A 22,550-nucleotide genomic window follows, 5' to 3' on the forward strand; every position below is an offset into this window, starting at 1 on the left:
TAAAAAAATTTTTTATGTGTGAGCTTATTGTCATAGATAAAATGCTGTAGACACTCTTAGTAAAGAAGTCCTTAATTCATTGAAGTAAAAAGATTTTTCTATGTATATTTTCCCATATGTTAGTTGAAAATAAAAAAACAGGGGAGATGTAAATCTATTTCAAAACTTTAAAACAAAACAAACGGTGTCAATAACCAGACTTTTCACAAGCACTTTATATATTGTTACCGCTAACAAGGACACGAAATGAGGGGATTGTTTTATAATAAAGGAAAAAGTATGGGAGGAATGAACACACAATGACTCAAGCAAAAGCATGGTGGAAAGAAGCTATAGGGTATCAGGTTTATCCAGCCAGTTTTATGGATAGTGACGGAGATGGCATTGGTGATATCAATGGGATACGTGAAAAACTCCCTTATTTAAAATCTTTAGGGATCGACTTTATTTGGATTAACCCAATTTATTCTTCTCCTTTTATTGATAACGGTTACGATATTAGTGATTATCAAGGCATACATGAAAAATTTGGTACAATGGAAGACTTTGATCTGCTGCTTGAAGAAGCGCACCAACAAGGTATAAAAATCATTATGGATCTTGTGATTAATCACAGTTCTGATCAACATGAATGGTTTATCGAGTCAAAAAAATCATTGGATAGTCCTTATCGTGACTATTATATATGGGTAGACGGCACACCAGAACATGCACCAAATGATTGGCAATCAATTTTTGGCGGATCGGCTTGGGAATATGACGAAAAAACAAAGCAATATTATCTTCATATATTTGCCAAAGAACAACCAGATTTAAACTGGGAAAATGAAAAACTAAAAAATGAGCTTTTTTCTATGATTCGTTGGTGGTTAGATAAAGGAATTGATGGATTTCGTTTAGATGCAATCTCTCATGTAAAAAAAGATGCATACTCTGTAAAAGCGACTGAAAATCCATTTTCGCCGTTTCAAAATGTTTCAGGAATTGAAGAACACTTAAATGAATTAAAAAATGTTTTTAACAATTATGACATCCTGACAGTAGGAGAAGCAAGTGGTGTTACAGCAGAAGAAGGTCCTGAATGGGTAGGAAAAGACGGTTATTTTGATATGATTTTTGAATTTGATCATCTTTCCATTTGGAAACAAGAAAAAGAAGGAGAACTTGATGTCTTAAAATTAAAAAAAGCATTAAGTGCATGGCAAACAGCGTTAGATGGTAAAGGTTGGAATGCTTTATATATGGAAAACCATGATGTTCCACGTTTGGTTTCTGTTTTTGGAAATACAAATAAATACTGGCAAGTTTCAGCAAAAGCTATTGCGATGCTGTATTTTTTCTTACAAGGCACACCATTTATTTATCAGGGGCAAGAAATCGGGATGACTAATATGCCATTTACGTCCATTGAACAAATTGATGCGGTGGATTCAAAACGACTTTATAAACAATTGTTGAAAGAGGGGAAAAACAAAGAGGAAGCCTTAGATATTGTTGCAGATACGACTCGTGACAACAGTCGCACACCAATGCAATGGAGTTCTAATCAATTTGCAGGTTTTTCTTCCAAGCAACCTTGGTTAGTTGTTAATCCAAACTATCAGTCAATCAATGTAGCCCAGCAAGAAAAACAACCAGATTCCATTCTCACTTTTTATAAAAAAATGATTCATCTTCGTCGAACGAATGAAGGACTGATTTATGGTTCTTTTAAAGAATATCTCACAGAACACACACAAGTATATATCTATGAACGTGCACTTGATAACAATCGTTACCTCGTAATGGTTAATCTTACCAAGGAAAAAGCTTCTTATTCTTTACCAGATGAAGTTGAAGCAAACTGGCAATTGCTTTTGACCAATCAAGGAAATCGTCCATTTGAAAAAAAAGGAACACTTCAACCTTATGAAGCACAATTGTTTAAAAAAATATAGAGTTGACACAAAAAATGGAAACGCAATAAACATGCGGGGTTCAAAAGTAAAGAATACTTTCGAAAACAAATAAATAGTGTTCAAATTACGACAATAAGCCCTAACAGAGGAAAAACATGGGGAGCTGTTTTTCTCTGTTAGGGCTTATTGCTTGATGCAGAACAGCCTGTTCACGACCTCTTTCCTTAAACGGTGTTCACAGCATTGCTTCTGCGGAATTAAGTCCAAAAATGCAAAAATATGAAGAGCTATTTTCACATTTTCATTCTTAATTCTTGAAGCAGACCATGCTGTTCACAACCTCTTCTTAAACGGTGTTCAAGTAGCATCTCTTATTTGCTCGGAGCTGACCGCTACTTTCACGACCTCTTTTACTTCAAGTCATATTCTGCTCGTGGGCCGCCTATGTATTTAAGGCGTGAACGCAAAGCAGTGACGTGCGCATTTCCTAACGTTTGATTTCTTGGGCGAACAGGGACTTGAACGTGTTTGATGTGCATCCCGATCGAAGTATCTCCAATATCAATACCAGCTTGCCCAATGACATGTTCGACTTCTACTGGATCGTTAAACTGTTGAAATGCTGCAACGGAACAGGCTCCTCCTGCGTGTAAAGCGGGTACTACAGAAACGATTTCAAACTGTTTCGCCTCTGCCACAAATCGCTCCACTACAAGTGCTCGATTCAAATGTTCACATCCTTGTACGGCCAATGAAATACCTAAGGGGTCAAGAATTTCTCTTATAGTTTGAATGACCCATTGACCAACTTCAGCACTTGAATTTTTGCCAATATGTCCGCCGACGATCTCGCTCGTACTGCATCCTAGCACAAACAAGTCTCCTGGTTTTAATTTGGCCTCAGCCAAAACATCGTTCACCATTTCAGTTAATTCTTGTGTTAACACTTCTTCTGTAACGATCATTGTTTTCCTTCCTTTCATTATTTAATGAATCTTTTTTTCAATACGGTACGTTGAATAGTCTGAGTAAGAGGAAACGTAAGTCCAATTCCTACAATATTTTGGAAAAAATTACCAGGGAGAGAAGCTACACCAGCAGGCCAATCATATAAGAACCAACCGGCTAAAAAGTAACCAATAATCATAACAATACTTCCTAAAATAAGTCCTACAATCCAATTTTTAGCTGACTTTTTAGAAAAAAACCCACAGATAAAGCCTTGAAGGCCATGGATTAATAATGAAAATATCGCCCACTGAGGATACCCAGAAAGTAAATCAATCAGTAACCCACTTGATGCTCCTACAACTAAACCACCGATCGGCCCGAATAAAGAAGCGGCAGTATATATCCCCACTTCGCAAAGAGTTACAAATCCGTTAGTAGCTGGTATGGGGATCAGAATCGTTAAAGATAGTGCTACTGTTAGTGCAATCATCATCGCATAGACCGTTAAACGCTTCGTTGTTAACATTCAATCCCTCCTTTGATTTGGCCTCCTGACCAGACACTACCTGTTTGATCTTTCATTTTTACACCGTTGATAATGCATTGATACACATAAGCTTTGCTAAGATGGATCGCTTGATCAAGTGGATAGCCTTTTACAAGATTTGCTGTAATAGCTGAAGAAAAAGTACAGCCTGCGCCATTAACTGTTGGTTGCTCCAACTTATTTAATGAAAATGTTTTTACTCCGTTTTCACTATACAAAACATCAACAGCGTCATTTCCCAAGATACCCGAACCACCTTTTACAACGACCGCTTTACTCCCTAAAGAATAGATGCATTTTGCTGAATCAATCATGTCCTCCAGACTGGTACCATGCTCTTTTTCCGAGAGCATAGCTGCTTCCTTTAAATTAGGGGTAGCTAAATCAACAAGAGGAAAAAGTTCATCTATTAAACAGTTTTTATACGTTTGGTGAGCGTGTGTACTTGTTTCTTTAAAAGCCAATACTGGATCGAGCACAATTGGTATTGCTGGTTGTTTCTTTAAGAAGTCTCGCACAACGTAGATCGCTTCTATTGAATTTAATAAGCCAATTTTTATTCCATTTAATTCAGTCATTTTTGAAATGGAAACTAGTTGCTTTTCCAGCCAATCAGCAGGTAAATTCTCTAGAATAAATGCTTCGTTTTCATCTAACATTCCTACGCAGGTCAATGCGCTTAAACCAAAAAGTTGATGATTTTCAAAGGTTTTTAAATCAGACTGGATTCCACCACCAGCAAAGGGGTCTGAACCACCAATCGTTAATATTTTTTTCATCTAATCCCCTCCACGAAAGAAAGTATAGCGAAAGTTTCTAGCAAAGAAAACAGCCAATTGGCATATTTTTATATCAGCCAATTTCAATTCCCTAAAAAGCAAATTTTTTTATCTTAATAACAAGAGAAGAAACCCATTTTTTCTAGAAATCTAAAAAATAGTACTGATGATAAACTTTTTATGACTTAAAATAGGGAGGTAAATTAGGGAATCCTACCTTTTTACTTAAAATAATTATAAAAAAAATCAACACACTAGGCAAAATGAATCAATAAGTGAAGAAGAGGAGGCATTATGGATGAAAGAAATGAACAAGGAAGAAATTAAAAGTATACATAGTGGTGAAGAGAGTCATGAAGAAAGACAGAACGAGGGTCATGAAGAGAGTCAAAGCTCAACGAACAAGGATTTAAAAGCAATGATCGAAGTCTCTAAAATTTCGATTAGCACGGATCTAGATATATTAACTAATCAGTTAAAACCGATTATGATTAAAAAACAAGATGAAAAAGGGATTGAACGATCACTGGTTGTTCTACCTACACATAAAGATTATTCTGCGCTTGCTACTGCGTACATTGAGTTAGATGAGTTAAAAACAAGAGATGCTTATACATTTTTAAAAGAAGCATTACCGACAGAAAAAATTGAAACCTACAACCTTTTAAAAGATAAAATAACTTTAGAAAAAATTGATGACCCATCATATATGGAAACCATATTGAGTGAGGAAATGTATAATGATTATAAATTTACAAAATCTTCGCTCGGACAAGATATGAAACCTAAATACAATCAAGAAGAATTGAAAAATCATGTAATATTAAAAAGTACATTAACTCCTGAACAGCATGACGAATATGTAGCTTCCCTAATGGAAAAAACGAAACAATATCAAGATAAATTAAATGATTTAGCAAAGTCAGTCATTGAAAAGAATACGATCAAATATAAAAAATCAATTAAATCACCGAATAAATTGGATGAACAACACCCATTTAAACTACAGTATGTTGACAAAAACAATGAATCCCATTCAGTGATTGTTACGCCTAAAAACAAAGCGTACAAAAGGCTTAATCAAGCACATGATTATTTAAATAAATTAAAGCAAGATAAAGAGAAATCGACAATGAGGAATCAAGCAATCCCAGATTCAAAAAAAATAGAAACCAACGAAGCAACTAACAACGTAATCTTAGAAAAAATGGAAGACAACAAAACAATCAATGATGTAAGCTCAGAAAAAATAGAAAACAATGAAACAACTAATGACATAAGCTCAGAAAAAATAAAAAATATCGAAACATATGTCAATGATTTGAACAAGAGAATTATTGAAAAAGATACTTACAAAAATAAAAAAAGAAACAAAAAATTAAACCAAGAACAAATATTAGAATCAAACACTATTTCTGTGAGTTACGGAGATGAAAAATATCTATCAAATAACAAAAATTACAAGAATTTAAAAAAATCCTGCCAAAAGTTTATTGAACAAAATAAAAATATTGAATTTTTTACATTAAATTTTAAAGACAAGAATGAGATCTCAAGATCGGTCAATATTCACAAAAGCTTAAACTATAAAAAAATCGCTAAAATCTGTAAAAGGTTTTCTAAACAAAAGCAAACAAATTATACAGAACCATTAATCTTACAAGCTAAAAATAAAGATGGCTCACATCAATCAGTAGTTGTGAGACCAGAAGACAAAAAATATCAAGAACTTGTTGACAATTACAAAATAGCTGTTGAAAAAAGCCTTAGTTTATCGGAGTTAAAAACAAAAAGTCAAGAAGAAAAATTAGGAAGAGTAGCAAATTTAATTGCTAAAGCAAAAATAAAGGTAATAAAAAGTCAGATGAATAGTGCTCAAGAACGTATAAACAATCATGCACAGTCAATCTTAAAGAAACAAGAAATGGAATTAGCTAAATAAAGTGACACTTTTATATCTATATATATAAAAATCGCTATTTAAAGAGGACACTGGATGATATAAAATCAATTAGATCTTAACATTATTATCTACAATTAAAGAATGAGTAGCTTATAATTAAAAATATAGTTAGACAATGAATCAAATAAATAAAAGGAGATATTAAAATGGACGAAACTGAAGAAACTGAAAGTTCAGATGGCCATGATAAGATCGAGTACCAAAAACCGCTTATTATTGAATACGAAGATGGAAAGGGGAATCAGGGAACAATTATTGTCCCCTCTACGAACAAATACTATAAAGATCTTGATGCAGCATATAGCGAGTTAAACAAGTTAGAAAACAGCACGGATTTTTTTATGCTAAAAAACAAATTAACACCCACTCAACATCAAAATATTTTATTTTTAAAAGATCAAATATCGTTAGAAAATCTAGAAGATGAGTCCTTTATGAAAGGCCTGTTGACTCCAGAAATATTTGAAGTCTATAAGAACATGAAAGGTAAACATCCGAAACAATACTTGAAAGATTATTTAGTTTTAAAAAGTGTATTAAATCCAGAGCAATTTCGGGAGTATTTGGATTACGCCGATTCCATACATGCTCAAGATCAATCGATTAGTCTTTTAAATTTAAAAGCCAAAGCAATAGATCACGTTAAAAAACAGCTAGAGCCGTTAGAAAAAGCAATAGCAATAAAGAACAGCATCAAATATAAATATTTCGCTAAAGCGCCAAAAGATGTGGAAGAACGTAAATCGTTTAAACTTGAGTACTGTGACAAAAATGGTGTTTCACGTTCAGTATATGTGATGCCTACAAATAAAGCTTACAAAAGACTACATCAAGCCCATAATTATTTAAGCAATTTAAATAAGCTAAAATTAAATAAAGAAAATTTAACACTAACTAACGAAATAATTCCAGAAAAACTTAAGCATACCAAAACTTATATTAATGTTTTAGCAAAATTGATTATTGAAAAGGATATGCCTAAAGATAAAAAAAGAAATACGCTAGTAGAACAAGCAATAGAACCAATAACTATTCATGTGAGTTATGAAGATGAAAAATATATTCCACGTTCAATAACTCTTAGTAAAAACTACAAAAATCTTGTTAAATCCTATCGAAAATTTGCTAAACAAGGGATATTGAACAAGGTAGAATCGCTTACTATAAATCTGAAAGACGAAAATGGTGACATTCGATCGATAGCAGTATCAGAAAATAAAAGCAAAAGCTTTGCAAAAACCTGTGAAAGATTTGCCAAACAAGAGAAACTAAACAATACAGAAGCACTTGTCTTAAAAGCGAAAGATGAATATGGCTTTTCTTTACCTGTAATTGCACTCCCAGGAGATAAAAAGTATAAAGAGATTGTTGAAAATCAAAAAATAGTTGCTAAAAAAGTGATTAAACTAACCGAGTTAGAAACGAAATACATAGAAGCAAGAAAGCAAGGAAAATTAGGGAAGATAGAAAATTTAATTGCAAAAGCTAAAATAAGTCAATTGCAAGGTCAAATTAAGAGCGCCAATGATCGAATAATCAATTATACAAAATCAATCGCAAAAAAGAACGGACTAGAATTGGCTAAATAAAGTCTCGCTTTTTACACAAAGCGAACATAAAAAAATGAAGGAAAAGAAAACATTATCACTGTTGTGACCAATAGAAAATGGTTTGGCTTATAATTACACTTATTTCTTATAAGATAACGAAAATAAAAAGCGATAGTCATCATCATGTGCTGATCCAGTTGGTTTTTAGGCCTAACTTAGTGATCCGGAACAACACTACACTGTAACTATCGCTTTTTTATTAAGCTTTTAATTCTTTTTCAATTTGTAAGCGACGAACTTTCATTGTCGCCGTACGAGGGATATCTTCGTAAGCTCGAATGATTGGCGTATTCAAGCGAGGTAATTCATGGACTTGTTTCCACCAACGATCCCAATCCATTTCTTGCTTAGGAGCAAGTGCGATAATTGGTTGAGGAGCATCTTGTTTATCACGTACAATGACTACTTCTGATAAAAATTCTAATGAGTCCAATAAGAAATCTTCAATTGCCAGATTACTATTGATATGATCAATCAAGTCGACTTGGCGATCTTTTAAGTATAGGTGGCCTTGTTCATCCATACTGCCGTAGTCGCCACTATCCCACCAAGCACCATAAACATTTTCTTGGAAACGTACATCTTCTTTATAATAAGTCAGCGCACGACCTTTTGAAAGAAGCTGAATATGCCCATCCGTATTTGGCGGTAATACATGACCGTTTTCATCCGTAATACGTGCTTTTGTTAGCTCCCCAAGCCCTACACCCATATCTCTAGCATTACTTGATTGTAAACTCTCTAAAGTATGAGCTTTTAAAATCATCGGACCACATTCGCTTTGTCCGTAGACTTGTAAGAATATTGCTTCTTTATTCGTAGAAGTGTTTAGAAATGCCTTCATTGTTGAATTATTAATCGCATCAAAAGTGGAGTGGTAGTAGCGAATGCCTGCAAAAGCTTCTGGATGTTCTTTTGCTGTAAAACTCCATTGAACAAAGTTATTTGGATGAGTTTCTAGCGCAATCGGCGGATTTGCTTTTAACATATCAACCACGTTATCTTCCTGAGCACTTGCTAACGGCATCATAGGAAAACCCATTGCCATCAAAGAAGAGATACCAATATTAAAGCGAGAATGAACCGGAGAAATGTGGAATGCTACTAGTTTTTTCTCTGCAATTTTAGTAAAGACCGTTTTTTGCCATTTTGTACGCCAGCCCATGGAGTTTGCTGAGTGACAAATCAATTTAGGAATACCAGTTGTTCCAGATGTATGCGTCATATAAGAAATTTCATCGTCAGCTAGTTTTTTCTGTTCAACAGGCAGAGCAGGTTGATTTAGTAAATCGGAAACAGCTATCCGCTTTTCTTTTGAGCCGTTTGAAATTCCTGCCACACGTTCTGCAGTTTCGTCATCAAATAGGATAAAGGGATCTTCTAAGCGCTTAACAAAAACTTCTAAAGTTGGTGTTGGAAAATGATAAGAGATCATTGCAGGAACAGCTCCTAAGTAAGTCGAAGCAACAGCTAATAAATACGTGTCAAACGCTGAGCTTTTATAAATCATGACCTTATCTCCAAGTCCTACACCAAGGCTAGCAAGTTGATAGGCACGTGTTAAAACCTGTTGACATGTTTTTTTGTAAGTGCTTTTAAAACCAAGCTCAGGAAAAGCTGCCAAGGGTTGATCAAAAATAATAGGGACATCAGGTGTTGCATTGGCCGAATCTTGAAAATTTGAGAAAAGATTCAGCGGGGTATAAGTAATTGTTTCCATAGGTCACACTCCGATTTCAATTGTTAAACAAAATAGTCAGCAAAATAGATGAACCAATTTTTTTGTGAATTTTGTCATTTACTTTGCAAATTCCGCTATAATCTTAGCATAAACCTCAAATAAAAAACAGCTTTCTTTGTGAAAAAAATCATTATATTTTGTTATTCCTTGTTTTTGATACAGTAGATAGTTCCTTATAAGAAAAATTCAGCATTCTTTTATGAACTTCTTCAAAATCATGCTTATTCACGTAACGATTGCCATACAGATAATTCACAATGTCCATATCATTGAAATAAAGCAAAACATAGTAGCCAAATGTTTTGCGGCAAAGTTCTGGTGAGACGTTTTTATAAACGGTTATCTTATTTAATATTTGACGAATGGTTCGCGGTGAAATTTGTTGATCATGTGAAGAACGAAAAACAAAGGACGTCATTGTTGTTCCATTTTTTGTTTTCTCTAAATAACTGTTCAAAAAAGGAAGGGCTTCGTTAGGAATCGGTGATTGGTTCAACCGATTTTTTTTGCGCGTCACAGTGATTACTTGTTTATTTATGTCAATATCGTTTCTTTTTAATTCAACCACCTCATGGATTTTTAACCCACAGTATAAAAGGACAGCCAGAATGGCTAAGTTTCTGGTACGATTTTTCTTTTCAAAATTTGCTTCACGCGTAGAATGAAATCCTTCCACTGGTACAAATAAATTTTCAAATGAAGAAAATAGGGAAGCATCCATGTAACGTGGGGCGGCTTTTGTCGTCTCTGGTACTGTTTGTCCTAATAACGATAATTCTTCTTCTAACAACCCCTTTTGATAAAGAAAACGTAGAAAGTGATTCAATGAATATTGTTTTCTTGAAAGTCCGTAATAACCATTTTTAAATAATTGATTCGTTTGTTGATCTGCAGTGGTCTGAAATATACGTGTATGGCGATAGATTTTTTCTAAAAAATTCAAGTAATCTTGTTTTTCAAGCTGTAGGATAAATTTATCATCTACTTCATGATCAAATGCTCCTCGTAAATAGTCAACAAATAAGTGAAAGTCTTTCGCATACTCATACCGACTGCTTAATGAAAGTTTCTTTTGATTTTCTTTTAAAAATTCCTGAAAAATAGGAGGGAGAAGAGCTACACGTTGTTTTAATTTTTCTTGAATATGCTTCCTTGTTTTTTGATCCATCAGAACTCACCCTTTTTTCTATTTTTTATTATTGTAACTTATTTTTACTTGTTCATCTATTTCCTTTTCCTGTTAAGCACTTATTTAAGTAGCTTTTAAGGTTGAATTGTAAAAATAAAAACAACTGAGAAAGTGATCCTTCATCACGAAAAAACTCGAAACATTTTTCATGACGTAAAAAATAATCCTTTTGTCAGCTCGTTCTTTTAGATGCTGGATTTGAAAAAAGAGGTGCTTCTTATGGATAAAAAAGAATTAGGATTTACTTATAGTTATCTTTCGATGGGGTTGTTTATCTTTCAACTCTTTTGTCAACATTATATGCAAGAAGGAGTTTCCCAAGAAGTGAAATGGGGATGGTTAGTGCCATTATTCGGTGGTTGTTTTATTTTTAGCCTAGATTTTCTATTACAAATATTCAGTAATCGCCCAGGTTTTTGCCTCTATCATATAGGTTTGGCCACTTTTACTATTGGAATTATTGTTCAAGGAACGTTAGAACTCATTCACTTTACATCTCTTTATATGCATTGGTTTTCCATCGCTGGAATGGCTTTGTGGGGAATAAGTCTATTTATATCTCTTGCCTCATATTTATTGAAAGAAAACGAGGACTGAACCATTAATCAAGAGGTTGTGAAAAGGCTTCTCTGCATCAAGCAATAAGCCCTAACAGAGAAAAACAGCTTCTCATGTTTTTCCTCTGTTAGGGCTTATTGTTGAGGAATTGCTACTTGAATGTCGTGAAGAGGTCGTGCACAGCATAATGCAAAAACATTCTTTACTTTTTGTCTCAGTCTCTTTTGTTGTTCTTCTATTTACATAGATGAACTGTCTATATAGCAGAAACCGATCCTTTTTATTCCTCAAATAATTATCAAGAAAAAAATCTAGACGATGATCTCTAATTTAATGGAAGTTGGAGCTGAAAATCAACTCCTTGAGGCAAGTTGTCCATCACTGTAATTTTTCCTTTATGTTGTTCAATGAGTTGTTTTGCTATTGCTAATCCAAGACCATAGCCACCAGTTTCTTTTGAACGTGATTGGTCTTCCCGATAAAAGCGCTCAAAAATACGTTTTTTTTCTTGGTCGTCAATTGCCGGGCCTGTATTTTTCACATGGATTAACCAATCTTTGTGGGTAGCTTTAGAAGTCACGATGATTTGATCCTGTGAGTTTGTGTATTTCAAGGCGTTATCTAAGAGGATAACAAGTACTTGATGAATTTTTTTAGGATCAAAGGAAGCAATGATTTGTGGTTCATTTTCTAGAATGAATTCTTTCTGATCAATTTTGGCCATTTCTTGAAAGGGTTTGATCAATTCTTCTAAAAAAGTATCTGTTTGAATTTCTTTTTTCTCTAAAATTTGCTCATTCGAATCATTCCTTGCAATTGTTAAAAGATCCGTTGTCAGTCCTGTTAGTCTTCGGGTCTCAGATAAAGCTTGTGCAATACTTTCTGATTCTTCAATAATTGTATGAGTTGGTTTGGTAAAGAGATATTCAAGACTATTTTGAATGATCGTCAAAGGTGTTCTTAATTCATGAGAGGCATTTTCTACAAATTCTTTTTGCCGTTTCCAAGATGCTAGGATGGGACTCATGGTTAATTTGGACAAATAATAACTGATCCCAATAGAAAGTAACCAAAAAATCACCATACAAATGATCATGATTGTTCGAAAATTTGCCAAAGAGTCCTTGATTGGGTTTGTGTTTGATAAAACTTGAATATAGGCTACCTTACCTTGATCTACACTGGCTTTTTTTGTAATGGAACGAAAAGAGAGAGGTGTCTCGCTATTTTCTTGTTTCAATTCGATATTTTGGATGGTATCTAGATTGTTTTTATCGAGCTTCAACTCCTCAATTTGGTTAAAACGAGCACCGATTGCTTCTTTATTGAGGATCTCGCCATCGGAAGACCATAAAACAACTTGGGTATTAAAGCGATCGTTGATAGGGCCCCCCCTTGGTTGCGACGTTCCTTGTTCAGGCGGAAACAACGCTTGATCTGAATTTAAAAACGGGTTGTCTTGTTGATAACGTGCAATTTCTAATTGGACAGTCCGAGAATTTGCATCAATGTTTTTTAAGGATAGGTCTGTTTCCCGATAAGCGGATTGGTTCAAGACCTGAAGAGTGATGAGCCCAAGTAAGAAAAAGATCAAAGCAAAGGCTGCGACGTTAGCTGCAAAGAACTTTTGTCGCTGTTTCCAAGAAATATTTCCATTCATTTTCAATCACTCTCCTTGCATGATATAGCCAACGTTTCGTAAGGTTTTGATTTCTTTATCGATACCTGTTTGACGTAGATGTTTTCGCAGATTGCTCATATAGACTTCCACAACAGTAAGTGTCGTATCTGAATCAAATCCCCAAATGCGATCAAAAATTTGTTCTTTGGTTAGAATGATCCCTTTATTTTGCAGAAAATAAACGAATAGTTCAAATTCTTTGCCCTGAATAGGGAGTACTTCCCCAGAAAAACAAACCTCGTTACTGTTGAGATCACAAATGACTTCTTTATATTCAAGCGTATTTTCATTAAAGAGCCCTAAAGAACGTTTTAGTAACGCTTTAGTTCGCATGATTAATTCTTCTCGATAAAAAGGCTTCGTCAAGTAATCATCGGCGCCTCGTTCAAATCCTTCAATTTTATCTTCTAAGCCATCTTTGGCTGTCAAAATCAAGATAGGTGTCTGAATATTTTCTTTGCGGATCTTCTCTAATACTTCATAGCCATTCATTTCTGGCATCATCAAGTCAAGGATAGCCAAATCATAGATACCACTTTCTAGTTCATACAATCCTTCGCTACCGTCGTAGACTTGTTTTGTTTCTCCAATCTCTGAGAGAATATCTTTGATGTTATCTGATAACACATAGTCATCTTCTATAATTAATAATTTGATCATTGGATTTCCTCGTTTCATTGCTTCATTGGTTTCTTCCAGTTTATCATGAATACCATAAAAAATACTTAAAACAAAAAATTTCTCTTCCCATGCGTTCCATCAGGAGAATGAATAAAAAATATTTAATTTTCTTCCTAAATGATGCATTAGAATCTCATTCTTTAGATGAACATTCTGATGATTGGACTTTATATAGTGACAAAATGTCACTATCGAGTTATACTTTCCTTTAGTGACATTTTGTCACTATACGAGGGTTTAAAGGTAGGAGGATAACAAATGTTTTTAGCAATAAAAGAAATGAAATATGCAAAACTACGCTATGGATTAATCATTGGTATTATGTTTTTAATTGCCTACGTGGTTTTCATGCTATCTGGGTTAGCTAGTGGCTTAGCAGAAGAATTTAAAAAAGCCATTGATGATTGGGGAGCACAGGAAATTGTTTTATCAGAAGACGCAAATAACGTATTTGCTGCCTCGCAATTAACAAGAGAGGATTTAAATAGCGTCAAAGCCAAAGAAAAGGCACCGATCGGTTTGTTTAGCGGAGCAGTCAAAGGAAATAAGAAAGAAAATGTCACTGTTTTTGGCACAACTAACGAAGCCTTTTTGCTTCCAAAAGTAAGTAGTGGGCGTTTATTCGAAAAAGAAAATGAAATCATTATTTCTCAAAATCTTGCTGAAGGGAACTATAAACTTGGTGATCAACTGAAAATTGGAAGTTATGATCAAAAATTAACAATTGTAGGTATTTTCCCAGAAACTTATTATACTGTTTCTCCCGTTATTTATACGGACTTAGATACATGGACACAATTAAAATATGGCGATCAACCCTTTTCTTCTCCAAGTAAAAAACCAATTAATGCGATCGTTACAAAACAAAAAGCGACCATTACAAAAGAAGGTGCTTCGAAGACTTTACAAAAACTAACAATCCCTGATTTTATTGAAAGTATTCCGGGGTATTCGGCACAAAACATGACATTAAATGCTATGATCTATTTCTTATTTTTAGTTGTAGCGGCAGTAGTAGGGATCTTTATGTACGTGATTACCTTACAAAAAACGGCGATATTTGGCGTAATGAAAGCTCAAGGCATTCGTCATACCTTTATCGCAAAATCGCTTGTTGCCCAATCTTTTATCATTGGCGTTTTTGGGGTATCTTTAGCTGTCTTAGTGGCATTTTTAACTAGCTTAATCTTACCAAGTGCTATGCCATTTGCGATTATCTGGCCTCAGTGGCTGATGTATAGCGGCGTATTGATTCTTGTAGCTGTACTAGGCGGTTTATTTTCAATTCGGACCATTGCAAAAGTGGATCCAATCACAGCGATAGGTGGGTAAAAGAAATGAAAAATATTTTAACTATGAAAAATATTGTTAAAACATTTGGCAAAGGCCATACACAAGTAACGGCGTTAAAAGGGATTAATTTCAACGTGAAGCAAGGAGAATTTGTGAGTATCATTGGTCCTTCTGGCTCGGGGAAAAGTACATTTTTGACCATTTCAGGCAGCTTACAAACACCAACATCTGGAGAAATCAAAATCAATGAACAATCTTTTTCAAATTTATCTGAGACAAAAAGAGCCGATTTACGTTTTAAAGAAATTGGCTTTATCTTACAAAGCTCAAATTTGATTCCCTTTTTAAAAGTCAAAGAACAATTTTATTTAGTCAATCAAGTCAACCGTCAGAAAAAAGAAGAAGCAACTATTGATGCTTTATTAAAATCACTTGATATTTATGAATTAAAGGAAAGCTATCCGAAAGAACTTTCTGGTGGGGAAAGACAACGTGTGGCGATTGCTCGCGCCTTATTTAATGATCCTAGTTTGATTTTAGCGGATGAGCCTACAGCCAGTTTAGATACAGATCATGCTTATGAAGTCGTTCAATTACTCGTAAAAGAAGCTCATGAAAAACAAAAAGCAACGGTTATGGTTACTCATGATGAACGGATGATCAAATGGAGCGATCGTGTTTATCGAATGAAGGACGGACAGTTATTCGAAGACCGTAGAGAAGTAGAAGGAGTAAATAGACATGCCTAAAGCAACTTTTCTTAATCTTTCTTCTTCAAAGAAACAAAGAATACTTGAGATTTTGTTGCAAAATTTTTCAAATCGACACATGCAAGTAAAAGTAGCAGATATTGTAGAAGGAATTGGCATGTCTCGTGGCGCTTTTTATAAGTACTTCGAAGATTTAGAAGATGCTTATACTTACACAATCCATCATTATTCCGTTTACGTTCATCACAACATATTAAAGTCTATTAGTAATAATCAAAAAAATTTCTTTCAAGGAATAGAAAGTTATCTCGCTTGGTGCACGACATTGGATCGTTCCAGTAGTGATTGGTTGGCCATTCAATTGTTAACTAAAAGCAATGATGTAAGTACCCAAAAGAGAATCACTTCTTCTTCTGAATCAAAGATGCTCAAAGAGTGGTTCAAACTTTTAGAAATGAATGACTTTTCGATAAAAAGTGAAGACGAAGCCCTTAGTTTTTTATATTTCGTTATGGAACTAATCATCCATTCATTAACGGATTTCATCGCAAATGATTGGACCAGTGAACAACTGCTCCAAGACTTTCATTACAAAGTCAAATGGTTGACACCTGGTTTAACAAAGAAAGGAAAATAAGAAGGTTAGTGGTTAGCTACAGGTACTTAGATAACCACCTGTAGCTAACCATCATAAATTTACTGTTATTTTAGATTGGAGCTATGTTTACGCATAGCTCTCCTTTTATTTATTCTATTTTGCAAATAAGAAGAAAATGGGTAGCTACCATTCGTACATAAACTTAAATTTTTTCGTTTATCTGTCTAGATTTTTTACAAATTAGCACAAAGGATGGAACAAAATAGCAACTAGTTTTCTTCTTTCAATTCCGGTATTCCTTTAACAGTCCTTTTTGAATCAATCCTTGTTTTTGTTTTAAATTCAAAATATTTTCTTGGTAGTTTTGTGCATACATGACCGAGTAAAGAGTGTTTAATACATAGTCAAAAGCAATTTGTGACGAAAAAGTGGCTACCTTAGCAAAATCTAATTCGTCTTGTGAGACAATTAAACGCATGGTTGCTTGTTTGGCCATTTCTGAATGCTCATTACCAGTGATTAGCAATGTCGAAGCACCGACATGCTTTAAATAGGTCATGATTTTTTCATAATGATGGATTTTTCCACTATAAGACAGAAAGATTGCACAGTCATTTTCCGTTAAATTTGCCGCATTCCAAGAAGAATCACTGTATTCTTCCGCTAAAATTAAGAATTTATTGATTTTGACTAATTTGTTTTGGAATTTACGAGCGGTGATTTGCGAATCTCCTTTTGCAAAAACAAATATCCGATTTGCTTGATTCAGTCTTGTTGCAATAGAGTCTAATGGCTGGTTTTCTAGTTGCAACTGAGCTTTTTTTATGGCTTGAATAGAGAGATCTGCCATTTTATTGGCAATCGTTTGTCCATCATCCTCATCAGTAAAAGGAAAGTTTGGATCAATCACTTGGTTGAATTGTGTCATCAAGCGATGGACTTCTCGACCTAATTCAAAGCGAAATTCTCTAAACCCAGAAAATCCTAGTTTCTTACATAAACGAATAATCGCAGAATGTGAAGTGTAAGTCGCTTTTGCTAGCTCTTCAATGGTCATATAAACCGCCGTTTCAAGATTTCTGTTCAAATAATCTGCGATCCGTTTTTCTGTATTTGTAAATGTATCTTGGCGTAATAATTTATCTTCAATTAACATGTATGCTACCTCCAAATCAATCTTACTGAATAAGTTTCTTTTTAGCTACTATTTTTCAGGGAGTTTAAACATTATTTTCATTTACAAGAAAGAAAGTAAACTTTTATTGAACATTTTTTTCTAATTTTGATCAAAACATTAATAATAGATTTTTTTCATATATACTAAGAGTAATCATTGTTTGGAGGGATATTTATGTTAACAATTGCCTACTTAGGAAATGGAAAAAGTACAAACCGCTATCATTTGCCTTTTTCTCGAAAATTAACAGATAAAATCAAAATCAAGAAAATTTTTTCTCCGTCTGAACCAGTTTGGGAAACGTTTGATGATATTGAATATACGAATCAACTGGATGCTCTTTGGAATGACCCAGAGATCCAATTGGTGGTTATTACAACACCTAGTCAATTTCACTTTGAATATGGAAAAATGGCTCTTGAACACGGAAAAAATGTATTGGTTGAAAAACCTTTTGCGGAAAATTCAGAGGAAGCAAAAGAATTGTTTGATTTAGCAAAACAAAAAGGATTGTTCATCCAATGCTATCAAAATCGACGTTTTGACTCGGACTTTTTAACGGTTCAAAAAGTCATTGAAAGTGGAAAACTTGGAGATATTTTAGAAATCGAAATGCACTATGATTACTATAGACCAGAAGTCCCAGAAAACACGATGGAATTTTCAACAGCGAACAGCTATCTTTATGGACATGCTTGCCATACAGTGGATCAAGTCATTTCCTACTTTGGAGAACCTGACGATATTCACTATGATGTGAGACAGCTATTAGGTAAAGGTCGTATGAACGATTATTTTGATCTTGATTTTTACTATGGAACAATGAAAATCTCTGTAAAATCAAGTTATTTCCGCATAAAAGAACGTCCAAGTTTTGTTGTTTATGGAAAAAAAGGAATGTTTGTGAAACAAACAAAAGATCGCCAAGAAGAACACTTAAAAATGTTCTATATGCCAACAAATAAAGATTTTGGTATTGATCAACCTGAACATTATGGAACACTTACCTACATGGATGAAGACAATCGTTACCATGAAGAAAAAGTCATCTCTGAGGTAGGAGATTATAGTCGGGTCTATGAAGGAATTTATGAAACTCTTATCCATGGTGCTGAAAAAATCGTAAAAGACGAAGAGACGCTTCTTCAAATGAAAATTTTAGAAGAGGGGATTAGAGAAATTCAAGAAAAAGAAGCAAGATAAGAAAATAAAACGATGCCAACAGTCGTTTATGCAGGCAATAAAAATTACCTTATTTATGAAATTTAAAAGAGACAAATAAAATATATCAATGAGAAAGCGATTTGTTTGTATTCTTATGTTTTGTCAGTTATTTTATTTTTATGTACTATAAAATAAGTAACTATTAGGAGGAATACGTATGACAAACTACAATGAGGAAGAAAAAGGCAAACGTTTAAGAGGGTCCATGGCGCCCAAAACAGAAGAAGATGTTGCATTAGCTGGAACAAACTCTGGAGAAACACAAAACAAACAAGAGTCTTTATCTGGAACAAATTCAGGCGAAAAAAAAGAAGTCGCCTTATCTGGATCTAATTCAGTTGAAGAAGAAGAGACAGAAGGAACAAATGGCTTCGAGAAAGAAGTTGAAAAGATAACAGAAGAAGTAAAAGAAAAATTTGAACATTTGACTTCAAAACATCACTCAAAGAAATAAGCCTAATTTGTTCTCTAAAAATTTCTTTGTTGAATATTTATGAAAAAGGAACAGCAATTTCGCTGTTCTCTTTTTTTCAAGAAACAATTTTTCCTTTTCGAGAAAAAAATGTTATCTTAATTTGTTATTTTTGTATTATTCTTTATGTTGTAGGGCAAATATATTTATTTTAAATGAATAATATGGAGGAATATATGGAAAACTTTTGGTTAAAGATCACCAATTCAAGTAAGATTGCTCAAACAGATATTTTTGGGTTAGTAACGACTTTTTTATCAGATCATATGTTTTTGATTTTAGGCGGAATGGTTTTGATCGTTTTTTTCATGCTATTATTAAGTAAAAAAATGACAGATAAATCACCAAACAAGAATTTCTCATCAAAAACAACTTCAAAACAAGGGCAATATAAAAAGTTTAAATAAGCCAAATATGTATACATAATCTTGGTATTAACTTTCTTAAAAAAAGTGATACTAGAAGTGCTTACTTACAGTAAAAAACCGAAGACCACGAAAATTTTAAAAGTAATTTTCGTGGTCTTCGGTTTTTTTGTAGCGATTTCTATGGTGAAACTGTTCTCCTTGCATATTCTGTTTTATCTAAGATATTTATTATTTAAATTAGCCATGATTTTTTCCTTTTTGTTAACGTTGAAAATATGTTCAAGGCAAGCTTCTTAAATAGTTTACTATAAAAAATATTTATAGTAACTATAATTTACATTATATTGATAAATTTTCAAGCTTGAACTATAATTTTCATGAAAATAACAAAGGTTAGGAAAAGGAGTGTACAAGAGCATGAAAAAAACAAGTAGAAAAGTAGTCATCGTGGGAACTGGTTTCGTAGGAACAAGTATTGCTTATGCAATGATTAACCAAGGAATTTCAAATGAATTGGTATTAATAGACGTTAATCAAGAAAAAGCGGAAGGAGAGGCTTTAGACCTTTTAGATGGTATGGCATGGGGAGAAGAAAATGTCGCTGTCTGGTCAGGTGATTATGCTGAGTGTAGCGATGCCGATTTAGTAGTAGTTACAGCAGGAATCAATCAAAAACCTGGACAAACTCGCTTAGATTTAGTGAAAACCAATTCAGACATTATGAGAGATATCGTAAAACAAATAATGGGCTCTGGTTTTGATGGCGTACTGGTTATTGCTTCAAACCCAGTAGATATTTTAACTTACATTGCATGGAAAGAATCAGGATTGCCTGCTTCACGTGTAATTGGAACTGGTACAACATTAGATACTACACGTTTTAGAAAAGAAATTGCTTTAAAACTTGAAATTGACCCACGTAGTGTTCATGGCTATATTTTAGGAGAACACGGCGATTCTGAAGTAGCAGCTTGGTCTCACACAACAGTCGGTGGCAAGCCAATTATGGAATTTGTTGAAAAGGATCATCGTCTTGAAGAAAAAGATTTAACCATTATTGCAGACAAAGTTAAAAATGCAGCTTATGAAATCATTGATCGTAAAAAAGCAACTTACTACGGTATTGGTATGAGTACTGCACGAATTGTTAAAGCAGTATTGAACAATGAACAAGCAGTTTTACCTGTTTCTGCCTATTTGACAGAACAATATGGAGAAAATGACATCTTTACTGGAGTACCTTCCATTGTTGATGAAAATGGAGTGAGAGAGGTCATTGAACTATCCATCACAGAAAAAGAAAGTCAAATGTTCAAGCAATCAGTTAGTGAGTTAAGAAAAGTATTAAATACTGTATTGTAGTTACTTGTAAAAAATAAATCTTAAAAGTGCCTCTTAAGTTAGAATTTAAATGAACTTAAGAGACACTTTTTTTATCGTTCATTTTCTTCGTATACTTTTTATTATTTTTTCAGAAATAATTGTTCTGTTGGCATTTTATAATTGTTATAGAATGAAAGTATGTATAAAGTGATGTTTACTTTTGGATAATAAATAGAAACTCACACGAATATTTTTAGTAAATACGTTCTTTCATAGACGAAAAAATGAATGCTAAAGCCGTCTTATCCTTATTAGCTAGTAAAAGGAGGGAAAGGAGTGCCAAAAATAAAACCAAACAAATCTCTAAAAAAAATTGAACCCATTCACACGTGAATAACGAATAAAATCCCTATCAGTAAACAAGACTACCATAGGAAAAGCAAAAATAGCTATACATAAAAGCAATCATCAAAAGGCTTAACTCAAGTAATCCTGAAACTAACTTTAGTAAAAAACTATCATAAAAAACAAGAAAGGGGAAGGGAATAGCAGGATAAATGATGGACTTAAACATATTGATCCAATTAATTGAACTTGCCAGTAGTCTTTAAGTTATTACAATGCTTTCCTGTTTATTCTATTAAATATACATTTATGATAAAAAGTGCTATCTAAGAAAAGAAAAAATGTCAGTTTAACTTGATTTTAAAATAATTTTTGGAGGAGATATCATGCCCAGCGACAAAAAACAACAAAAGAAGCTCATTTATGCAGAACTAGAAAATCCAAAAAGTACAAACATGGCTAGACCCACAATGGTTGAAAATTCTGTTGTTTACGCAGAGATAAAGAATCAAAAGGTAACTGATCAACAAGAAGAAGTTAAAACTTCTTCTGTTAGAGAATTGATAAAAAAATTTGATACTGATTCTACTGAAATAAAATCTAATCAAAAAGAACAGCAAACCTACAACAAATCAGTTAAAGAAATGCATTATCTCGTATTACAAGATAACCCAGAGAAGTTTGGAAAAACACTTCTCGAATTTGATCAAAAAACTGACGATGTTATAATATTAGGCTTTAATATTTATTATGATAAAGATAGGAAAGAACTGAGACAATTTAAAGAAAAATCGAACGAAAATCATTTGGTAGCAAAAGATATACAGCTTGATGACAAAAATGAATTATTCGCTCATGAACAGACTTATAAAGAAATAATCAAAAATATAGATGAGCGTCCATTAAATATAAAAGCGGAAGAAAAAAAATCAGTATCTGATCATACTTTGACGTTATCTAGTAGTCAAGAGAAGAAAGGAAAACGTTTTACCAACTGGATGAAAAACTCTAGGCTTGGTAAGATGTTAGGCTTTAACAATTATCATGGTAAAGATAAGAAAGAGCTGAGACAACTTGATGAATCATTGAACAAAAATCGTTTGTTAGCAAATAAAGTAGAGATTGATGACAAAAAATTATTCCACATCAATGAACAGACTTACACAAAAATAATCAAAAATAGAAATGATCGTCCATTGAAGATGAGGATGGACACAGCCAAACAATCCTCTTCTGAAAATCAACAAACAACCAAACAAAAACAGCAAGATCTACAAAGAAATTTATGGTCAATCTATAAATAGAAATGATCTTTTAAAAAGACAGAAATAACTGAAACATAAAAGTAATTTACTCCAAAGAAAAAAGAATTAAAACGACCATCTGTTAAACAGAAAGTGAAAATACACGATTCAACAAGATGAAAATAACTATTTTAGTTA

At 33.5% G+C, this 22,550-nt stretch carries 20 protein-coding genes; 12 read left to right on the forward strand and 8 right to left on the reverse strand.

Annotation, left to right across the window (positions count from 1 at the left end; all coding sequences use genetic code 11):
- The first annotated feature begins 299 nt into the window (after window positions 1-299).
- Window positions 300-1,937, forward strand: a complete 1,638-nt coding sequence (locus tag EVI01_RS00325; RefSeq protein ID WP_010750968.1) for a glycoside hydrolase family 13 protein — start codon at window positions 300-302, stop codon at window positions 1,935-1,937.
- A 371-nt stretch (window positions 1,938-2,308) separates the two neighbouring features.
- Here EVI01_RS00325 and EVI01_RS00330 read toward each other — a convergent pair whose 3' ends face one another.
- From EVI01_RS00330 to EVI01_RS00340, 3 genes are read right to left on the reverse strand one after another with little or no spacing between them, the layout of a single operon-like run.
- On the reverse strand, window positions 2,309-2,863 hold the full coding sequence (locus EVI01_RS00330; RefSeq protein WP_010750969.1) for a TIGR01440 family protein: 555 nt from the start codon (window positions 2,861-2,863) through the stop codon (window positions 2,309-2,311).
- Window positions 2,864-2,880: 17 nt separating this feature from the next.
- Window positions 2,881-3,375 (reverse strand): ECF transporter S component, encoded by a 495-nt coding sequence (locus EVI01_RS00335; protein ID WP_010750970.1) that lies wholly within the window; start codon window positions 3,373-3,375, stop codon window positions 2,881-2,883.
- On the reverse strand, window positions 3,369-4,175 hold the full coding sequence (locus EVI01_RS00340) for a hydroxymethylpyrimidine/phosphomethylpyrimidine kinase (RefSeq protein WP_010750971.1): 807 nt from the start codon (window positions 4,173-4,175) through the stop codon (window positions 3,369-3,371). The genes EVI01_RS00335 and EVI01_RS00340 overlap by 7 nt, the downstream gene beginning before the upstream one ends.
- A 298-nt stretch (window positions 4,176-4,473) precedes the next feature.
- On the opposite strand from EVI01_RS00340, the gene EVI01_RS00345 reads away from it, so the two are divergent.
- Both EVI01_RS00345 and EVI01_RS00350 read left to right on the forward strand, forming a co-directional pair.
- Window positions 4,474-6,117, forward strand: a complete 1,644-nt coding sequence (locus tag EVI01_RS00345) for a hypothetical protein (RefSeq protein ID WP_010750972.1) — start codon at window positions 4,474-4,476, stop codon at window positions 6,115-6,117.
- Window positions 6,118-6,284: 167 nt separating this feature from the next.
- Complete coding sequence (locus EVI01_RS00350; RefSeq protein WP_010750973.1) at window positions 6,285-7,727, forward strand: DNA binding protein; 1,443 nt, start codon at window positions 6,285-6,287, stop codon at window positions 7,725-7,727.
- A 220-nt stretch (window positions 7,728-7,947) separates the two neighbouring features.
- On the opposite strand, the gene EVI01_RS00360 is transcribed toward EVI01_RS00350, so the two are convergent.
- Together EVI01_RS00360 and EVI01_RS00365 are read right to left on the reverse strand one after the other, a co-directional pair.
- Window positions 7,948-9,468: an AMP-binding protein gene (locus EVI01_RS00360; RefSeq protein ID WP_010750974.1), complete on the reverse strand. Its 1,521-nt coding sequence runs from the start codon at window positions 9,466-9,468 to the stop codon at window positions 7,948-7,950.
- A 151-nt stretch (window positions 9,469-9,619) separates the two neighbouring features.
- Window positions 9,620-10,657, reverse strand: coding sequence for a tyrosine-type recombinase/integrase (locus tag EVI01_RS00365; RefSeq protein WP_010750975.1), 1,038 nt, complete (start codon window positions 10,655-10,657; stop codon window positions 9,620-9,622).
- 240 nt (window positions 10,658-10,897) lie between these two features.
- Here EVI01_RS00365 and EVI01_RS00370 point away from each other — a divergent pair, with 240 nt between their 5' ends.
- Window positions 10,898-11,275: a hypothetical protein gene (locus EVI01_RS00370; RefSeq protein WP_010750976.1), complete on the forward strand. Its 378-nt coding sequence runs from the start codon at window positions 10,898-10,900 to the stop codon at window positions 11,273-11,275.
- Between the two features lie 286 nt (window positions 11,276-11,561).
- Here the strand turns inward: EVI01_RS00370 and EVI01_RS00375 are convergent, their stop codons facing one another.
- Together EVI01_RS00375 and EVI01_RS00380 are read right to left on the reverse strand one after the other, a co-directional pair.
- Window positions 11,562-12,896: a sensor histidine kinase gene (locus tag EVI01_RS00375; RefSeq protein ID WP_010750977.1), complete on the reverse strand. Its 1,335-nt coding sequence runs from the start codon at window positions 12,894-12,896 to the stop codon at window positions 11,562-11,564.
- A 6-nt stretch (window positions 12,897-12,902) separates the two neighbouring features.
- Window positions 12,903-13,577, reverse strand: a complete 675-nt coding sequence (locus tag EVI01_RS00380; RefSeq protein ID WP_010750978.1) for a response regulator transcription factor — start codon at window positions 13,575-13,577, stop codon at window positions 12,903-12,905.
- Between the two features lie 279 nt (window positions 13,578-13,856).
- Between EVI01_RS00380 and EVI01_RS00385 the strand changes: the two genes are divergently transcribed.
- From EVI01_RS00385 to EVI01_RS00395, 3 genes are read left to right on the forward strand one after another with little or no spacing between them, the layout of a single operon-like run.
- On the forward strand, window positions 13,857-14,930 hold the full coding sequence (locus EVI01_RS00385) for an ABC transporter permease (protein WP_010750979.1): 1,074 nt from the start codon (window positions 13,857-13,859) through the stop codon (window positions 14,928-14,930).
- Between the two features lie 5 nt (window positions 14,931-14,935).
- A complete protein-coding gene (locus tag EVI01_RS00390; protein WP_010750980.1) occupies window positions 14,936-15,640 on the forward strand; it encodes an ABC transporter ATP-binding protein in 705 nt (234 codons plus the stop codon).
- Window positions 15,633-16,238: a TetR/AcrR family transcriptional regulator gene (locus EVI01_RS00395; protein ID WP_010750981.1), complete on the forward strand. Its 606-nt coding sequence runs from the start codon at window positions 15,633-15,635 to the stop codon at window positions 16,236-16,238. The genes EVI01_RS00390 and EVI01_RS00395 overlap by 8 nt, the downstream gene beginning before the upstream one ends.
- Before the next feature lie 244 nt (window positions 16,239-16,482).
- Here the strand turns inward: EVI01_RS00395 and EVI01_RS00400 are convergent, their stop codons facing one another.
- Window positions 16,483-17,355, reverse strand: coding sequence for a MurR/RpiR family transcriptional regulator (locus EVI01_RS00400; protein ID WP_010750982.1), 873 nt, complete (start codon window positions 17,353-17,355; stop codon window positions 16,483-16,485).
- Window positions 17,356-17,550: 195 nt separating this feature from the next.
- On the opposite strand from EVI01_RS00400, the gene EVI01_RS00405 reads away from it, so the two are divergent.
- The 5 genes from EVI01_RS00405 to EVI01_RS00425 all read left to right on the forward strand — a co-directional run bounded on the left by EVI01_RS00405 (window position 17,551) and on the right by EVI01_RS00425 (window position 22,412).
- Window positions 17,551-18,579: a Gfo/Idh/MocA family oxidoreductase gene (locus tag EVI01_RS00405; protein ID WP_010750983.1), complete on the forward strand. Its 1,029-nt coding sequence runs from the start codon at window positions 17,551-17,553 to the stop codon at window positions 18,577-18,579.
- 178 nt (window positions 18,580-18,757) lie between these two features.
- Window positions 18,758-19,054: a hypothetical protein gene (locus tag EVI01_RS00410; protein WP_010750984.1), complete on the forward strand. Its 297-nt coding sequence runs from the start codon at window positions 18,758-18,760 to the stop codon at window positions 19,052-19,054.
- 194 nt (window positions 19,055-19,248) lie between these two features.
- A complete protein-coding gene (locus EVI01_RS00415; protein WP_010750985.1) occupies window positions 19,249-19,479 on the forward strand; it encodes a hypothetical protein in 231 nt (76 codons plus the stop codon).
- A gap of 378 nt (window positions 19,480-19,857) precedes the next feature.
- Window positions 19,858-20,802: an L-lactate dehydrogenase gene (locus EVI01_RS00420; protein ID WP_010750986.1), complete on the forward strand. Its 945-nt coding sequence runs from the start codon at window positions 19,858-19,860 to the stop codon at window positions 20,800-20,802.
- Window positions 20,803-21,563: 761 nt separating this feature from the next.
- Entirely contained in the window at window positions 21,564-22,412 is an 849-nt protein-coding gene (locus EVI01_RS00425; RefSeq protein WP_146811481.1) for a hypothetical protein, read from the forward strand.
- Window positions 22,413-22,550 lie beyond the last annotated feature (138 nt).

It is taken from the genome of Enterococcus villorum (genome assembly GCF_007990225.1).
GTDB classification, from domain to species: domain Bacteria; phylum Bacillota; class Bacilli; order Lactobacillales; family Enterococcaceae; genus Enterococcus_B; species Enterococcus_B villorum.

What these genes read in the sequence shown, in the direction of transcription:
- EVI01_RS00420 (WP_010750986.1), top strand. Translation starts at nt 19,858, where the DNA reads ATGAAAAAAACAAGTAGAAAAGTAGTCATCGTGGGAACTGGTTTCGTA.
- EVI01_RS00395 (WP_010750981.1), top strand. Translation starts at nt 15,633, where the DNA reads ATGCCTAAAGCAACTTTTCTTAATCTTTCTTCTTCAAAGAAACAAAGA.
- EVI01_RS00360 (WP_010750974.1), bottom strand. Translation starts at nt 9,468, where the DNA reads ATGGAAACAATTACTTATACCCCGCTGAATCTTTTCTCAAATTTTCAA.
- EVI01_RS00370 (WP_010750976.1), top strand. Translation starts at nt 10,898, where the DNA reads ATGGATAAAAAAGAATTAGGATTTACTTATAGTTATCTTTCGATGGGG.
- EVI01_RS00385 (WP_010750979.1), top strand. Translation starts at nt 13,857, where the DNA reads ATGTTTTTAGCAATAAAAGAAATGAAATATGCAAAACTACGCTATGGA.
- EVI01_RS00365 (WP_010750975.1), bottom strand. Translation starts at nt 10,657, where the DNA reads ATGGATCAAAAAACAAGGAAGCATATTCAAGAAAAATTAAAACAACGT.
- EVI01_RS00375 (WP_010750977.1), bottom strand. Translation starts at nt 12,896, where the DNA reads ATGAATGGAAATATTTCTTGGAAACAGCGACAAAAGTTCTTTGCAGCT.
- EVI01_RS00380 (WP_010750978.1), bottom strand. Translation starts at nt 13,577, where the DNA reads ATGATCAAATTATTAATTATAGAAGATGACTATGTGTTATCAGATAAC.
- EVI01_RS00350 (WP_010750973.1), top strand. Translation starts at nt 6,285, where the DNA reads ATGGACGAAACTGAAGAAACTGAAAGTTCAGATGGCCATGATAAGATC.
- EVI01_RS00345 (WP_010750972.1), top strand. Translation starts at nt 4,474, where the DNA reads ATGAAAGAAATGAACAAGGAAGAAATTAAAAGTATACATAGTGGTGAA.
- EVI01_RS00390 (WP_010750980.1), top strand. Translation starts at nt 14,936, where the DNA reads ATGAAAAATATTTTAACTATGAAAAATATTGTTAAAACATTTGGCAAA.
- EVI01_RS00335 (WP_010750970.1), bottom strand. Translation starts at nt 3,375, where the DNA reads ATGTTAACAACGAAGCGTTTAACGGTCTATGCGATGATGATTGCACTA.
- EVI01_RS00400 (WP_010750982.1), bottom strand. Translation starts at nt 17,355, where the DNA reads ATGTTAATTGAAGATAAATTATTACGCCAAGATACATTTACAAATACA.
- EVI01_RS00330 (WP_010750969.1), bottom strand. Translation starts at nt 2,863, where the DNA reads ATGATCGTTACAGAAGAAGTGTTAACACAAGAATTAACTGAAATGGTG.
- EVI01_RS00405 (WP_010750983.1), top strand. Translation starts at nt 17,551, where the DNA reads ATGTTAACAATTGCCTACTTAGGAAATGGAAAAAGTACAAACCGCTAT.
- EVI01_RS00415 (WP_010750985.1), top strand. Translation starts at nt 19,249, where the DNA reads ATGGAAAACTTTTGGTTAAAGATCACCAATTCAAGTAAGATTGCTCAA.
- EVI01_RS00425 (WP_146811481.1), top strand. Translation starts at nt 21,564, where the DNA reads ATGGCTAGACCCACAATGGTTGAAAATTCTGTTGTTTACGCAGAGATA.
- EVI01_RS00325 (WP_010750968.1), top strand. Translation starts at nt 300, where the DNA reads ATGACTCAAGCAAAAGCATGGTGGAAAGAAGCTATAGGGTATCAGGTT.
- EVI01_RS00340 (WP_010750971.1), bottom strand. Translation starts at nt 4,175, where the DNA reads ATGAAAAAAATATTAACGATTGGTGGTTCAGACCCCTTTGCTGGTGGT.
- EVI01_RS00410 (WP_010750984.1), top strand. Translation starts at nt 18,758, where the DNA reads ATGACAAACTACAATGAGGAAGAAAAAGGCAAACGTTTAAGAGGGTCC.